At 59.1% G+C, this 14,304-nt stretch carries 15 protein-coding genes; 9 read left to right on the forward strand and 6 right to left on the reverse strand.

The window, feature by feature from the left end; all coding sequences use genetic code 11:
- Window positions 1-87 precede the first annotated feature (87 nt).
- Window positions 88-1,110: an aldose epimerase family protein gene (locus CLV41_RS04405; RefSeq protein ID WP_103221007.1), complete on the forward strand. Its 1,023-nt coding sequence runs from the start codon at window positions 88-90 to the stop codon at window positions 1,108-1,110.
- Window positions 1,111-1,165: 55 nt separating this feature from the next.
- Window positions 1,166-2,194 carry a histone deacetylase family protein gene (locus tag CLV41_RS04410; RefSeq protein ID WP_103221008.1) on the forward strand — a complete coding sequence of 343 codons (1,029 nt, stop codon included), beginning with the start codon at window positions 1,166-1,168 and terminating at the stop codon, window positions 2,192-2,194.
- Between the two features lie 34 nt (window positions 2,195-2,228).
- On the opposite strand, the gene CLV41_RS04415 is transcribed toward CLV41_RS04410, so the two are convergent.
- Window positions 2,229-2,849, reverse strand: coding sequence for an HAD family hydrolase (locus CLV41_RS04415; protein ID WP_103221009.1), 621 nt, complete (start codon window positions 2,847-2,849; stop codon window positions 2,229-2,231).
- 51 nt (window positions 2,850-2,900) lie between these two features.
- On the opposite strand from CLV41_RS04415, the gene CLV41_RS04420 reads away from it, so the two are divergent.
- Window positions 2,901-3,875 (forward strand): phosphate/phosphite/phosphonate ABC transporter substrate-binding protein, encoded by a 975-nt coding sequence (locus CLV41_RS04420; protein WP_208987265.1) that lies wholly within the window; start codon window positions 2,901-2,903, stop codon window positions 3,873-3,875.
- A 3-nt stretch (window positions 3,876-3,878) separates the two neighbouring features.
- Here CLV41_RS04420 and CLV41_RS04425 read toward each other — a convergent pair whose 3' ends face one another.
- The 5 genes from CLV41_RS04425 to CLV41_RS04445 all read right to left on the reverse strand — a co-directional run bounded on the left by CLV41_RS04425 (window position 3,879) and on the right by CLV41_RS04445 (window position 8,292).
- The gene (locus CLV41_RS04425) at window positions 3,879-5,063 is read right to left on the reverse strand and encodes an acetate/propionate family kinase (RefSeq protein WP_103221011.1); all 1,185 of its coding nucleotides are present in this window, start codon (window positions 5,061-5,063) and stop codon (window positions 3,879-3,881) included.
- 2 nt (window positions 5,064-5,065) lie between these two features.
- Window positions 5,066-6,478: a bifunctional enoyl-CoA hydratase/phosphate acetyltransferase gene (locus CLV41_RS04430; protein ID WP_103221012.1), complete on the reverse strand. Its 1,413-nt coding sequence runs from the start codon at window positions 6,476-6,478 to the stop codon at window positions 5,066-5,068.
- A gap of 117 nt (window positions 6,479-6,595) precedes the next feature.
- The gene (locus tag CLV41_RS04435) at window positions 6,596-7,177 is read right to left on the reverse strand and encodes a TadE/TadG family type IV pilus assembly protein (RefSeq protein ID WP_103221013.1); all 582 of its coding nucleotides are present in this window, start codon (window positions 7,175-7,177) and stop codon (window positions 6,596-6,598) included.
- 4 nt (window positions 7,178-7,181) lie between these two features.
- Entirely contained in the window at window positions 7,182-7,658 is a 477-nt protein-coding gene (locus tag CLV41_RS04440; RefSeq protein ID WP_208987266.1) for a TadE/TadG family type IV pilus assembly protein, read from the reverse strand.
- A 169-nt stretch (window positions 7,659-7,827) separates the two neighbouring features.
- On the reverse strand, window positions 7,828-8,292 hold the full coding sequence (locus tag CLV41_RS04445; RefSeq protein ID WP_103221015.1) for a pilus assembly protein N-terminal domain-containing protein: 465 nt from the start codon (window positions 8,290-8,292) through the stop codon (window positions 7,828-7,830).
- 524 nt (window positions 8,293-8,816) lie between these two features.
- Here CLV41_RS04445 and CLV41_RS04450 point away from each other — a divergent pair.
- The 6 genes from CLV41_RS04450 (at window position 8,817) to CLV41_RS04475 (ending at window position 14,286) form a co-directional block, all read left to right on the forward strand.
- A complete protein-coding gene (locus tag CLV41_RS04450) occupies window positions 8,817-9,041 on the forward strand; it encodes a Flp family type IVb pilin (RefSeq protein WP_103221016.1) in 225 nt (74 codons plus the stop codon).
- A gap of 261 nt (window positions 9,042-9,302) precedes the next feature.
- Complete coding sequence (locus CLV41_RS04455) at window positions 9,303-9,818, forward strand: A24 family peptidase (protein ID WP_103221017.1); 516 nt, start codon at window positions 9,303-9,305, stop codon at window positions 9,816-9,818.
- 209 nt (window positions 9,819-10,027) lie between these two features.
- Window positions 10,028-10,798, forward strand: a complete 771-nt coding sequence (gene cpaB / locus CLV41_RS04460; RefSeq protein WP_103221018.1) for a Flp pilus assembly protein CpaB — start codon at window positions 10,028-10,030, stop codon at window positions 10,796-10,798.
- Between the two features lie 38 nt (window positions 10,799-10,836).
- Window positions 10,837-12,246, forward strand: a complete 1,410-nt coding sequence (locus tag CLV41_RS04465; RefSeq protein WP_208987267.1) for a type II and III secretion system protein family protein — start codon at window positions 10,837-10,839, stop codon at window positions 12,244-12,246.
- Window positions 12,247-12,256: 10 nt separating this feature from the next.
- The gene (locus CLV41_RS04470; RefSeq protein ID WP_103221019.1) at window positions 12,257-12,970 is read left to right on the forward strand and encodes a CpaD family pilus assembly protein; all 714 of its coding nucleotides are present in this window, start codon (window positions 12,257-12,259) and stop codon (window positions 12,968-12,970) included.
- Between the two features lie 56 nt (window positions 12,971-13,026).
- Window positions 13,027-14,286, forward strand: a complete 1,260-nt coding sequence (locus tag CLV41_RS04475) for an AAA family ATPase (RefSeq protein ID WP_235867051.1) — start codon at window positions 13,027-13,029, stop codon at window positions 14,284-14,286.
- The last annotated feature ends 18 nt before the right edge of the window (window positions 14,287-14,304 follow it).

Raw genomic sequence — 14,304 nt, forward strand, 5'->3', positions numbered from 1 at the left:
AGAAATCACCCTGTTGGATTTCACGAAAAGGCGGCGGGTTCTCCGCCGCCTTTTTCACATCCGGCCGGTTCCTCAACGGAGACTCTCATGATCAGGGATTTCGGTGTGCTGCCCGATGGCACGCCCGGAGGCACGCCCGGAGGCAAGATGGTGCAAGAAGTGACACTGAAGAAAGGGGCGCTGGAAGCCTCGGTTCTGACCTTCGGTGCGGTCATCCGTGACCTGAAGGTGGACGGGCAGAGTGTCGTTCTGGGCTTTGAGGACCTGCAAAGCTACCTGGATCACCGGAACTATTTCGGGGCGATCGTCGGGCGCTGCGCCAACAGGATCGCCGCAGGCGGACTGACGATCGACGGGACCAACTATCAGCTTGACCGGAACGAGCAGGGTCTCAATCATCTTCATGGCGGATCGAATGGATTTTTCAACCGGGTCTGGCAGCTCGAACAGCACGACAAGGCCAGCGTCCTTCTGAAACTGGTCTCCGATGATGGCGACATGGGCTATCCCGGCCGCGTGGAGGCGCTGGTGCGCTATACGCTGACGGGAACAGGCGCTCTGCGTGTGAAGATCGCGGCGGTCACGGACAAGACCACGCCGGTCAACCTGACCCAGCACAGCTATTTCAATCTCGATGGCAACAGCACAATTCTCGATCACACGCTTGAAATCGCGGCGGAAACCTATCTTCCGGTCGACGATCAATTGATCCCGACGGGCGAAATCCGCAAGGTCGAGTGGACGCCGTACGATTTTCAGGGCGGACGCAGGATCCGCCGCAAGGCAGGCGAGGAAAATGTGATCTACGATCATAATTTCTGCCTCTCCGCGCAGCCGCGCGAGACCGTGCAATTCGCTGCGGCTCTTGAAGACGGGGCGGGAGAACGGCGCATGGAAGTCTGGACGACGGAACCCGGCCTGCAGTTTTACGACGCGGGCAAGCTGGATGTGCCGGTTCCGGGACTTGGCGGAAAACGCTACGGTCCCCATGCCGGCCTCTGTCTGGAAACTCAGCGCTGGCCGGACAGCGTCAACCGGGAAGGGTTTACAAGTGTGTTGTTAAGGCCTTCGGAAACCTATAGTCACGTTACGGAATACCGTTTTTCCTGAAATGGTTTACATTGGCCGGGTGGCTTGAGGCGGCAAGGGGACTGGGGGCAGGCGTGTGAAGACGGTTTTTTCAGAGACCCAGCTTGCGCACGCACCGGCGCAGGAAATTTCCGACGGAGAACTGAAGCCGGCGGTGGAGATACCGGCCCGCGCCGAAATCGTGCTGAAAACCGTCAGGGACCGGCAGGTTGGTGATGTCATCGCCCCTGAGGAGTTTCCACTGCGGCATATCCAGCGCGTGCATGCGCCCGATTACGTCGCCTTTCTGGAAAATTTCTGGCAGATGTGGACGGCCGTGGGGCGTTCCGGTGAAGCCTTTCCCTTTGTGTGGCCCGTCCGCTCGCTCAGGGTGGACACGCAGATCAATCACATTGACGGCCTTCTCGGCCGCTACTCGATGGATGCCGGCACGCCGCTGGGTGCGCATACCTACAAGGCGGCGCGCGCCTCGGCCGATACCGCGCTGACGGCGGCTCAACTCCTGTTGAATGGCGAGCAATCCGCCTTCGCGTTATGCCGTCCGCCCGGCCATCACGCGGGCTTCGACTTTCTGGGTGGCTATTGCTTCTTCAACAACGCCGGCGTGGCGGCTCAGTATCTGCGCGACAATGGCCTGAACAGGATCGCCATCCTGGACGTGGACTATCATCACGGCAACGGTACCCAGGCGCTGTTCTACGACCGGCCGGACATTCTGTTCCTGTCCATACATGCCGATCCGAAAGACGAGTATCCCTATTATCTGGGATACGCGGACGAGACCGGCGAACATGCGGGAACCGGGTTCACCCGCAACTGGCCCTTGCCGCTTGGCACCAACTGGGAAGCCTATGCTCCGGCGCTTGAAGAAGCCTGCCGCTGGCTTCTGGTCTACAAGCCCGAGGCGATGATCGTTTCCCTCGGGCTCGATTGCTTCGAAGGGGATCCCATTTCCGGGTTCAAATTCAAAAGCGAGGATTATCTCCGCCTTGGCGAGCGTCTTGCGAAGGTCGGCGTGCCGACCATGTTCGTGATGGAAGGCGGTTATGCCATCGACGCGCTCGGCACCAATTGCGTTAACGTCCTTGAGGGCTTTGCCGGCTGACGTTTACTTGAATAGAGGTTGACGAGATCGTCCGTCAGGCGGCGAGCAGACCCAGCCCGGTCAGCTCGCGGCGCAGAGCGGCGGCATTCTTGAAATGATGTGCGCTCATTCCCGCATTGCGGGCCGCGGCCACATTGGGCCCGGAATCGTCAATGAAGAAGCACGTCCGTGCATCGAGCCCGTTCCTCTCGAAGAGGACCTCGTAAATCCTTGGATCGGGTTTGATCAGCTTTTCCTCCCCGGAGACGACAACGTCCAGAAAACTGGTTTTCAGGAAGGGAAACCGTGTCCGCGCCTCGTTGAACTTCCCGGTCGAAAAATTGGTGATGGCATAGAGCGGAACTGCGCGCTCCCTGAGCTGGGCAAGAATGTCGCCGGTGCCCGGAATTTCTCCCGGAACCATCTCATGCCAGCGACGGTCATAGGCGGCGATCAGCTCCGCCTTGTCCGGATGCTGGCGGGAAAGCGTCTCCACCGCTTCGCTCCAGGAGCGGCCGAGATCCTGTTGCTGGTTCCACTCCGCCGTACAGACCGTTTCCAGGAAGGTTTTCCGCTCAAGCGGATCGGGAATGAGCTGACGGTACAGGTAGTCGGGGTTCCATTCGATCAGGACATTTCCTATATCGAAAACCACGGTCGTGATAAGATCGCTCATGAACTTGTCCGATGTTGCTGGCGGATGAATGCAGACAGACAGGAAAAGAATTTGCAAGTCGTCTCAGAAGGTTATGTCGGATTTGTGACGCCGCTGAAAAACTGCGTCCGGATGATTCTCCTTGCCTTTGCTCTTGTCTGGCTGCCAATGACAGCGGACGCGCGGGACGGCGGCGACATGCCGGAGAGGCTGCGTCTCGGGGTTATCGTTGCCGCCGACGAAGGCGCGCGTGAGCGGGTGGAGCCGTTTCGCCTCGCTCTGGAGGAAATCGCCGACCTGCCGGTGGACCTGTTCCTGCTGAAGACAATGGGCGAGGCTGTCGAGGCGATTGCCTCCGGCCGGATCGACTACGTCCGGCTGTCGCCCTCCGCCTATGCGGCGGCACATGAGTTGTGCGCATGCGTGGAACCGCTTGTCACCGCCGGCCCGGATGATTTTCCGGCCCGGTTCTACGCCATCCTGGTCGCAAGACGCGGCCCTGAAAAGTCCTCGCTCGCGGATCTCGCGGGCACCCGGCTGGCTGTGGGCGCCAGACAGGCGGTGACCGGATACCGTGTGCCGCTCGCCAATCTTGCCGCGGACGGTATAAACGCGCGCACGCATTTCAGCACGCTTGTTGAAGTCCGGGACCCGCTGGAAGGTTTGAGGGCAGTGCTCGACGGCCGGGTTCAGTCCTCCTTAGCCTGGTCGACTCTCGCCGGAGAAGCCAAGACCGGCTATACCGCCGGCACGCTCAATGATTATTACGTTGCCGGCGGACCGGGGTTCAAGGATCTTGAAATCGTCTGGCGGTCCCCGCCGATCCCCTATTCCGCGCACAGCCTGCGGACGGATTTGCCGGACGCCTTGAAACGGCGCGTGCGGGCCGGACTGATGGACCTGCGCCGGGAGGCTCCGGACGCCTATCTGGCAATCGAGCCGGATTTGCCGGGAGGTTTCGAGCCTGTGGTGCATGGGGACTACCGTCCGGTCCTGCGGACCTATGAAGACGATTTCGCCGCTCTCCTCGACCCTTCCGGCGGATAGGGATCAGGCTGAAATCGTTTCGGCGCTCAGCAGCTTTTCCGTGTGCCGCCGGATGATTTCCTCTTCGTTGGTCGGTATGACCAGGATCCGTGTCCTTGAGCGCTCCGCGGAAATGTCTTCGGCGCCATCCCGGTTTTTTGCCTCGTCGGCCATCAGTCCGAGCCATTCAAGGTCCGAACAGACCTTGCTGCGGACAAGGACGGAATTCTCGCCGATGCCGCCGGTGAAGACCAGTGTATCGAGACCGCCGAGCACTGCCGCCATCGCACCGAGTTCCCGGCGGATGCGGAAGACGAAATAATCTATTGCTTCCGTCGCTTTCGGGTCATCGCTTTCCGTCAGCGTGCGCATGTCCTGGCTGATGCCGGAAAGACCCTTCAGGCCGGACTCCTTATAGAGGAGATCGGAGACCTCCTCAGGCGTCATGCCCTTTGTGGTGAGAAGATAAAGCACCACACCGGGATCGAGCTGGCCGCAACGCGTGCCCATCGGCAGACCGTCCAGGGCGGTGAATCCCATCGTCGAGCCGATGCTCTGTCCGTCGCGGATGGCGCACATGGAAGCGCCGTTGCCCAGATGCGCCACCACCAGCCGGCCCGCGTATAGGTCCGGCCGGGTCTGCTTCAGATAGGTGCAGATATATTCGTAGGAGAGGCCATGAAACCCGTAGCGGCGCACACCTTCCTCGTAAAGCGGTCGCGGCAGGGCGAAAGTGTCGTTCACCCAGGGATGATTGCGGTGGAACGCCGTGTCGAAACAGGCACTCTGCAAGGCTTTCGGAAAGGCGGCGCGCGCCGCTTCGATGCCCGCCAGATTATGCGGCTGATGCAGCGGGGCAAGCGGCTCCAGCCTTTTGAGTTCCCTCATCACCTCGCCGGTGATGCGCACCGGGGCCGTCAGGGACACACCGCCATGGACCACCCGGTGACCGACCGCATCCACGCCCTGTCCGCCGAGCTCCTGCTCCAGGCTCGGCAGCAGTGCGGCGAGCGCTGCCGCGTGGGAACTGCCTTCCACGGCACTCAGGGCCCGGTCGACCCGGGTGCCCGTGACATGTGACTTCAGCGAGATATGCGGCTGCGCGCCGAGACCGGAAATCTGTCCGTTGAGCTGGACGGCATCGCCTGAAAACAGCGTGTATTTGATGGAAGACGAGCCGGAATTCAGGACCAGGATGACCGGTGCCATGATCACTCTCCTTCGCGGTCGAACATACCCGCGGGAGCGCCGGTAGCCTGCCAGTGCTTGTAGAGAAGCGCGAGTGCGCAGGACGCCAGCCGGGCGCGGCTGTCGTCGGCCCGGCTGGTCAGCATGACCGGTACCTTGGCGCCGATCACCAGCCCGGCGGCTTCCGCGTGGGCAATGAAGGTCAGTTCCTTGGCCAGCATGTTGCCCGATTCGAGATTTGGAACGATCAGCACTTCCGCATGGCCGGCGACCAGCGACGTGATCCCCTTCGAACGGGCCGCCTGGACATCGATCGCGTTGTCCATCGCCAGCGGACCATCGACGATGGCCCCCGTGATCTGACCGCGTTCGGCCATTTTTGACAGGATCGCCGCGTCCAGGCTGGATGGGATCAGGGGGTTCACGGTTTCAATGGCGGACAGGATGCCGACCCGCGGCATCTCGAGACCGAGCGCCAGCGCAAGGTCGATGGCGTTTTGCGTGATATCCACCTTGGTATTGAGGTCCGGCGAAATGTTGATGGCCGCGTCGGAGATCAGGACAGGCGTTTTCCGTCCCGGAATATCCATGACGAAGACATGGCTGATGCGCCGCCGGCTTCTAAGGCCGCCATCCCGCTTGACCACGTGGTGAAGCAGATGGTCCGTATGAAGGTGACCCTTCATGATGGCCTCGACGCGGCCCTCGTGAACCATCGCGACGGCCCGCCCGGCGGCTTCGGTTTCATCCTCGATGTCGATCAGTTCAACCGCGCCGAGATCTTCACCCAGTTCCTCGGCCGCTTGCGCGATCCGGTTTCGCGCACCGATCAGGATCGGCCGGATAAGACCTTCACGGGCCGCCATCAGCGCGCCTTCGAGCGAGTTGGCATCGTCCGGAGCAACAACCGCCGTCGACAGGGGCGGCAGGGTTTTCGCCAGTTCTATCATCCTGTTGAAATGCCGGTGCCGCTGAACGAGAATCGCCGGCAGATTGCTGGAATCGAATTCGATGGTCTCGGTCGGGGCGGCGACTTCCGCCACTCCCTCCACCAGACTGGTTCCGTCGTCGCGCGTTACGGAGAGATCGAAGACGATGATGTTGCCCGGGTGTTTTTCCCGCGCCGTGACCTTCACATGCAGTTTGTCGCCGACGGCCGCGCCTTCCAGGAAACGAAAGGACTGCGACTTGTAGACCGTGCCGGGCCCGGGAAGGATGTTGCCGAGGACAGCCGATGCAAGGCCGCCAACCCACATGGCGGGGGCGACCGGCTTGTCGATGTGACCGTCTCCGGTCCAGTCCGTATCCGGCAGGTGGATCGGGTTGTGGTTTCCCGAGGCATGCGCAAAGACCAGAAGATCGTTGGAAGAACACTCCCGGACAATCTCCGCCGTGTCGCCAACCGCAATCTGCTCATAAGTCTTGTTCGTCGCCATCGGCTTCGCAATCCCTGACTGAAAAATCCATATTGCAACGCAGCAATGGAAGAGGAGGTTAGCCGCATTATACGACGGAACAAATACGGGAGAGTTACTATGACGCCGCGTGAGGCTTCAGCAGGCCGGGCATTTTACCTTGTCGGTCAGGCGTGGACGCAGATAGAAAATGTCCTGCAGGGTGTAGGTGGCCAGGCGAGGGAAAGCCTCTGTGAGAAGCCCCGAAAACGGCGGCGAGTAGACCAGGGTGCTCTGCGCGAGGACGATCGAGGTCAGCGGGGCCGCGACGGTATCCGGCAAGGTGATCGGTGGGGCGGATCCTGCGGGCCAGGGGGTGCCTTTGTCGCTGTCATAGCTCCAGTCGACAGTCGGATCGCCGTCTTCGTCGAAGGTGATGCTTGAAATGATGGTGTCCAGGGTGTCGTCCGGATAGGGCGCCAGGATCTTTCCGCCCAGGGCCAGAATGTCATCCAGTTCAGCGGGGCTCAGGGTCTGGGACTGCGCCACCAGGTCGGTAGTCGCGTTCGCGATGCGGCTGACTTTCCGGTCCGCGTTGATGGCGCCTGAAAGTTCCGTCATTCCTATCAGGATAATCAGCATGAAGGGCAGGATCAGCGCGAACTCCGTCGCCGAAACCCCGCTCCGGTCACGCCAGAACCCATGCAGGAAGACCGGAATTTTGCGAAGTGACGAAGCCATGAAACTATTCCCAGGGTTCATTACGAAACACCATGGTCGAGGTGAGATGACGGAGGCCGCCACGGTCTTCAGGATAGAGTTCGAGATTGGACATGATCATCGGCCATTTGAAGATGACATGCATGACGACGATTTCGCTTGCCCCGCCGGTCACGAACTGCAGGTCCTCTCGAATTTCGCCTTCGTCGTCGTAGAGATCGTCGGTCTCCGTTGCCTCCGCAAAGCTGTCCACTGAGACAACTTCCACGGAAATCCTGTTGGTGTCGCACATGAAAGCCGGCAGGAAGCCGCAGATCTCGTCCTTGAACTCATCCGCGGTGAACGTGCCTTCCTGGGCCTGCCCCGTCCTGATCATCCTTGCGGCACTGACGACGGCGTTGTCGACCATACGGTTGACCACCTGCACAAGCCCGACTTCCAGGATGCCGATCGAAAGGATAAAGAAGGGCATGGCGATCAGGGCGAATTCAACCGCGGTCACGCCACTTCTGTCTTTAAGCAGCGACCGGCTGTTCTTGCGTCTGAATGGCCACAAGGGCCGTTTCCTGCCGCGCATGAAGAGTTCGCTCCGCAAAACCGTTTAGATCAACAAAGCTCCAGCCGGAATCGATTGGAGCTCTAAAAGTCGATCGATTGTAAAATGGCCGCGCCTATTTACCGCCGCCTGCCGCGTCCAGCGCAAGGCCGTTCCGCGCTGTTGCCTGTTCGGCGGCCTCATTAAACGCTTCCACGTCATCGCCAAGGCGAAGCGTCGGCTCGCACATCGGATTGCAGGAAAGGGTCTCCCGCTCGACGTTGCGGTAAACCGAGACGACATCGTCTTCAGAAGCGCGGACGGTAATCTCCTCGTCCACGATCGGTCTGTTGTCGGCATCCAGAATGACGAGATTGGTGGTGCCGTAGCTTTTGCCGGTTATGACGACCGTGTTCTTGTCGAACATGGCCACGTCGGCGATGAAGGGATTGCCGACGATGACGGCGGAAGCACCGTCTTCGATACGGAACACCTTGGCCCGGTCGACGGTCACCATGACCGGTCCGTCCTCAGCCATCGCTGCGCCTGCCTGAAACGCCAACACAAGCACGCCAGTCCATCTGATCAGGTTCGAAAACATGCTTATGAGTACTCCATATGCCACTTTTCCTGCGAGATCATGCCGTAGACGTAGTGAACGATCTGCTAACGCCGGGTAGCAAGAAGAGTAAATCACTGCCCTTGCAGTCTCCGAGTTGTTGAGCAGGGCAGCGGTGTATTCACCGGGTAATGCAAACATTTGGTCCGCGATCCAGGACGGAGAATTGATGGTTCACCTGAATATGGGGCACTGGAGATTTGCTTCATTCGAAGTATATTAGGAAAGAAAAGATAGTAAGTGAACGTATATTTTAAAAATAATAAAACAAATTTAAAAAAGAAAGAAGTTCTAATTTTTATATTAAATTATCAGATCGTATTAATTAAATTTTATCTATACGCTTCGTTAACTATAGTTATATTTGCCACCGAAACAAAGGCAGCTGATGGTAAATTTAACTGCTTGGAAAGCTATTTACTCTAGGGTCAGCTCATGTCCAATTGGACCCGAAAAAGATCCAGAGGACTTGAAGCTATCAGTTCAGTGGTACTTGGAGCAAACATATGAAAAATCTTCTGAAGCGCTTCGTCAAAGACGAATCCGGCGCAACTGCAATCGAATACGGCCTGATCGCGGGTCTGCTGTCCATCGTCATCATCGGCGCGGTCACCTTGACCGGTGGGTCTCTGACCGACGTGTTCACTTCCATTTCTACACAGCTTGATAGCGCTGTTGCTACGACTGGTGGCGGTGGTGATGCTACGGGTGGCGATGCAACCGGCGGCTAATCGCCTGGCGTGATCGTTGGATTATACCATCGAAAGAAAACGGGCAGTTCACTGCCCGTTTTTTTGTGAATCACTCTGATACCGACGCACTCTTCTGGAAACGCAAAAGCGATGAATCTTGAAGTGTGCGGGCACTATATCCGTTTTCGTCTGAATACAGATCCGAGGCTCTGGGTGAAGACCGACAGTGCGAACGTCCGCAAAAAATTAACAATCGGGCGATAGGATTCAGGGAGATGAAAAGGACTGAACGGTAACGCGATGATTGAAGCGGCCATCCTGGTGATCTTTCCGATGCTCGTTGCCTTTGGCGGCGCATCGGATCTCTTGACGATGACGATCCGCAACAGGGTGTCAATCCTCCTGATTGCCGGTTTCGCCGGTCTTGCTCTTGCAACCGGACTTCCCTTGAGCGACTGGGGAATGCATGCGCTGGGCCTGCTTGTGGTCTTTCCCGTCTGCTTCGGATTTTTCTCAGCCGGCTGGATGGGCGGAGGCGATGTGAAATTTATCAGCGCCATCGCATTGTGGATCGGACTGACACCGGAACTCGGCGCCTTCGTCATCCTCGTTTCCATTTATGGAATGGTGCTTACCTTTGGCCTCCTTTTCTTGCGGAAAATCGAAGTCGTGCCGGTGGCCCTTGCGACACAGGACTGGTTCGCGCGGCTTCACGACCGCAGAGGCGGCATCCCTTATGGTATCGCGATCGCGGCCGCCGGTCTGAAGATTTATCCGTCCACCGAGTGGTTTCAACTGGCCGCTCGGGGGCTTTAAAAACCACCTCCATACTATCTGAGTACTTCGGTTTCGTGCCCTGCGGATAGCTGATTTTTCGCAAAATGCGGTTGGTTTAAGAAGTCATTTAGTAAAGTTAATGAATGTTAACCAAAATCATCCAGATCTGGTTAACCATGTTTTGACTAATTACCCCTCATTCTAAGATTGAATGGCGCATCTGCGCACAGGATTATTGGGTATAGGTCATGAAATTCGCTCGACTTTTAGTACTGGCAGTTGCGGTAGCTGCAGGGTTTTTGGCTTTCCGCATGGTCATGATGTCCGGCGGAAATGACCAGGAACAGCAAACTGCTCAGACGCCGGCCGTTGAGCGAAAGCAGGCTCAAGTCCTGGTGGCCGCCAAGGATATTCCGCTTGGCGGGAAGCTGAAGGCCGACGATATGTCCTGGTCCCCGTGGCCGGAGGACGTGATCCCCAAGGGGGCGGTCACGCAGAAAACCTCTCCCGCGGCGAACAAGGAGCATGTGGGCCAGATCGCCCGTGCTCCGATTTTCGCGGGTGAACCGATTCGCCCGGAACGCCTGATCAGCACCGACAAGGGCTTCATGTCCGCCATCCTGCCGAAGGGCAAACGCGCCAGCGCGGTGAGCGTGGAAGCGGAGACCACGGCCGGCGGCTTCATTCTACCCGGCGACAAGGTCGATCTGATTCTGACGCGCAGATCCGACAGCGGAGTCAGCAGCGAGACAATTCTGGAAAACATCCGTGTTCTGGCGATCGACACCACGACTGCGGGCGAACAGGACAAGAAAAGCCTCTCTCCGAAAAAGACCGCGACCCTGGAGCTGACTCTGACTCAGTCGGAGATCGTGGCGCAGGCGCAGCAGATCGGAACGATTTCCCTGGCCTTGCGCAGCGCCCAGGATTCGGCCGACGACGCGGAACCGGAAAACGATAAGCGCCGCGGCATGAGCTATGTGAAATATGGCGTGACCAGCAAGTCGGGTTTGCGATGACATCGGTAATGAAAAGAAAGTCCAGCGCGAGGGGCGCGATGATAAACCAGCTTAAGAAGTTCATGGCCGCCGCAGCGTTTTTCGCCACGGCGCTAACCGTGACGACGCCTTTTGCCGCGGCCGAGGGCAATTTCCCGAGCCAGGTTCACATCGCCGCCGGAGAGCGGGCGAGCGGACGGATCCTGAATGTCGGCGTCGGCCGGTCGGTCGTCGTCAATCTGGCGGAAGACGCGGCCGATGTGCTCGTGTCCAATCCGGAGATCGCCGATGCGGTTCTGCGAACGCCGCGCCGGATCTTCGTCATAGGCAATACGGCCGGCCAGTCCCGGCTTGTCCTTTTCAGCCGCAGCGGCCGTGAACTGGCGAGCTTCGATCTCAGGGTGGAGCGGGATACTTCCGACATGACCCGGATCATCCGAAAGCTGATTCCGGGTTCGAACATCGACGCCGAATCGGTCAATGGCAACGTCGTCTTGAGCGGAACGGCGAAAAGCACGATCGAGGCGCAGCAGGCCGCGGATATCGCGGTGAAGTTCCAAGGCTCCGGGAACGCGCAGAACATCGTTAACCTGATCACCGTCGAAGGCAAGGATCAGGTCCATCTGAAAGTAACCGTCGCGGAAGTCGAACGCTCGGTCATCAAGCAGCTTGGTGTCCAGTTCTCCGGGTCTATAGGTGCAGGGAACTTCACCCCTTTCGGGTCGAACCTGCCGGAACTCACAGTTAACCCGACCATCGTCAACCAGGCGATCGCCGGGATCGGCTTTTCAAGCGGGACGACCAGCCTGGCCGCCCAGATCGAGGCCTTGCAGCGGGAAGGCGTTGTCAGGACCCTGGCGGAACCGACCCTGACAGCCATATCCGGCGAAAACGCGAGTTTCCTTGCCGGTGGCGAGTTTCCCATCCCGATCGCTCAGGACAATGGCGAGGTAACCGTCGATTTCAAGAAATTCGGTGTGGGTCTGGATTTCACTCCCGTGGTGCTGTCCGGCGGACGCATCAGCCTGCGGGTCAAGACGGAAGTAAGCGAACTCAGCAATGACGGTGCCGTCTCGGCGGGCGGGATCACGATCTCCGCGCTGAAGGTCAGGCGCGCGGAATCGACCATGGAACTGCCTTCCGGCGGTACGCTGGTGATGGCGGGCCTCTTGAAGGAATCCTATCAGCAGGCGGTCGATGGCGTTCCGGGCCTGATGCAGATTCCGATCCTTGGCGCCCTGTTCAAAAGCCGCGATTTCCTGCGCAAGCAAACGGAACTTATCGTCTTCGTGACGCCCTATGTGGTCCAGCCGGTCGCGGTTCAGAAACTGGTCCGGCCGGACAAGAACCTGATGCCGCCGTCGGATGCGGAAACGATTTTCCTGAACCGGCTGAACAAGATCTTCAGTCCGGCCGGTGATGCGGTCGAAGGCACCTACCACGGCCAGGTCGGCTTTATCTACAAGTGAGGACGGACGGATGAATACCAACAATACGGTCCGGGTTGCCGCAGCATCCAAATCCGCGCTTGTCGTTTTGGGATGCCTGGTGATGGCCGGCTGTCAGGGCTCGCAGTCGCAAAGCCAGATGCTGGCGTCGCACGACTACCGGCTGAGACACCCCATTGTCATTACCGAAGAACCGGAAACCCTCGATCTGCCGATCGGCCGTAACACGCGCCGGCTTTATGGACCGGTCGAAGACACGATCACGGCGTTTGCGGTGAATAGCCGGCGCAAGGGCGACGGCGCGGTCGAGATACTCGTTCCCTCCGGCGGAGCGAATGAATCCGCCGTCCATGCGATTTCCGGCGATATCCGCGCCGCGCTGCAGCGCGGCGGTCTCGGCCGCTCGCAGATCAGCACGCGCACCTATGCGGTCAACGACCGGGCGGCCGATGCCCCGATCCGGCTTTCCTACGCAAGGATGCAGGCGACCGCCGGCTCCTGCGGCAGCTGGCCCAGGAATATCGGCGGCAGCGGATTTGGCGAGAACACCGAATACGAGAATTTCGGCTGTGCGACCCAGTCCAACCTCGCCGCGATGGTTGAAAATCCGTCCGACCTCCTGACGCCAAGAGCCATGACGCCGGCCGATCAGGCACGGCGGGCGGTTGTCATCGAAAACTACAGAAAAGGTGACGTGACAGCCGGGGACTATCAGGAAGGCGTCGGCGCCCAGGTCTCTGAATAGGTGAAGATATGAGTGCAAATCCAGACTTGAGAGAAATGGCCGGCCATTTGGATACCATGTCGCTGCCTGATGAACAGCAGTTTGCCGTCAACGATGAGGCCATCCAGATCGGTCCCATTCCGCGCATCACGATTCACGGATTTTTCCTGAACGAATCGTCCATGCGTGTCGCGGAAGCGGCGATGGAAGACCGCCGGCTGGCCAAGGCCCATCTGAAGCTTGATACGGGCGGAATTCCGGCTGCGATCGAAATCTTCTCGCAAGCGCCGACACCGAACCTGATTGTCGTGGAGACGGCGGGTCACAAGGAAGATCTCATTGCCAGCCTTGATAACCTGGCCGAATATTGCGACGCGGGCACGAAGGTCATTGTCGTCGGTGATGTCAACGACGTCACGCTCTACCGGGACCTGATATCGCGGGGCGTCAGCGAATATCTGATCACCCCGATGAGCGTGCTCCAATTGATCGCCTCGATCGGAACCCTTTACGCCAGTCCCGACGCGGAACCTCTCGGCCGGACGATTGCCTTTTATGGTGTCAAAGGCGGCTGCGGAGCTTCGACAATCGCTCATAATGGCGCCTGGTCGCTAGCGCGCTGCTTCGAGAGCGAAGTCGTTGTCTCCGACCTGGATCTGCCCTTTGGCACGGCGGGCCTGGATTACAATCAGGACCCGCTGCAAGGGGTTTTCGAAGCCGTGTCCTCACCCGAAAGGCTGGATGAGACCTATCTGGACCGCATCCTGACCAAATGCAGCGAACATCTCAGCCTGCTCGCCGCGCCGGCGACTCTGGAACGGACCTACGACCAGAGCGAAAAGTCATTCGAACTGCTCCTGGAAACCATGCGGGCAAGCATGCCTCATGTGGTGCTGGACCTGCCGCATGCCTGGAACGCCTGGATCAAGAACACGCTGCTGAATGTCGATGAAATCGTGCTGGTCGCGGAGCCGGACCTGGCCAATCTGCGCAATGCCAAGAACGCCGCCGACATGCTGAAACAGATGCGGCCGAACGACCGTCCGCCTCACCTGATCATGAACAAGGTCAACATGCCCAAGAGGCCGGAAATCAAGCCGGATGAATTTGCCGGAGCGCTCGGACTGACGGTCCAGGCGTCGATCCCCTTCGAGCCGCAGCTCTTTGGCACCGCGGCGAACAACGGGCAGATGATCGCCGAACTGGATGGCAAGCATGCCATCACGCGCATGTTCGATGATCTGGCCCAGTCCGTTTCGGGCAAGGCGCAGCCGAGCAGGTCACCCAGGTCGAGCCTCGGCGGCTTGTTGTCGAAGCTGAAACGTAGGGCCGGCTGACCGGTTCTTGAGCGGAGC

This window comes from Roseibium marinum, from assembly GCF_002906165.1.
GTDB classification, from domain to species: domain Bacteria; phylum Pseudomonadota; class Alphaproteobacteria; order Rhizobiales; family Stappiaceae; genus Roseibium; species Roseibium marinum.

Bases quoted from the DNA above. Each gene is read 5' to 3' on its own strand.
- CLV41_RS04445 (WP_103221015.1), bottom strand. From the start codon at position 8,292: ATGTTTTCGAACCTGATCAGATGGACTGGCGTGCTTGTGTTGGCGTTT.
- CLV41_RS04465 (WP_208987267.1), top strand. From the start codon at position 10,837: ATGATAAACCAGCTTAAGAAGTTCATGGCCGCCGCAGCGTTTTTCGCC.
- CLV41_RS04455 (WP_103221017.1), top strand. From the start codon at position 9,303: ATGATTGAAGCGGCCATCCTGGTGATCTTTCCGATGCTCGTTGCCTTT.
- CLV41_RS04415 (WP_103221009.1), bottom strand. From the start codon at position 2,849: ATGAGCGATCTTATCACGACCGTGGTTTTCGATATAGGAAATGTCCTG.
- CLV41_RS04425 (WP_103221011.1), bottom strand. From the start codon at position 5,063: ATGGCACCGGTCATCCTGGTCCTGAATTCCGGCTCGTCTTCCATCAAA.
- CLV41_RS04430 (WP_103221012.1), bottom strand. From the start codon at position 6,478: ATGGCGACGAACAAGACTTATGAGCAGATTGCGGTTGGCGACACGGCG.
- CLV41_RS04475 (WP_235867051.1), top strand. From the start codon at position 13,027: ATGTCGCTGCCTGATGAACAGCAGTTTGCCGTCAACGATGAGGCCATC.
- CLV41_RS04450 (WP_103221016.1), top strand. From the start codon at position 8,817: ATGAAAAATCTTCTGAAGCGCTTCGTCAAAGACGAATCCGGCGCAACT.
- CLV41_RS04405 (WP_103221007.1), top strand. From the start codon at position 88: ATGATCAGGGATTTCGGTGTGCTGCCCGATGGCACGCCCGGAGGCACG.
- cpaB (WP_103221018.1), top strand. From the start codon at position 10,028: ATGAAATTCGCTCGACTTTTAGTACTGGCAGTTGCGGTAGCTGCAGGG.
- CLV41_RS04470 (WP_103221019.1), top strand. From the start codon at position 12,257: ATGAATACCAACAATACGGTCCGGGTTGCCGCAGCATCCAAATCCGCG.
- CLV41_RS04435 (WP_103221013.1), bottom strand. From the start codon at position 7,177: ATGGCTTCGTCACTTCGCAAAATTCCGGTCTTCCTGCATGGGTTCTGG.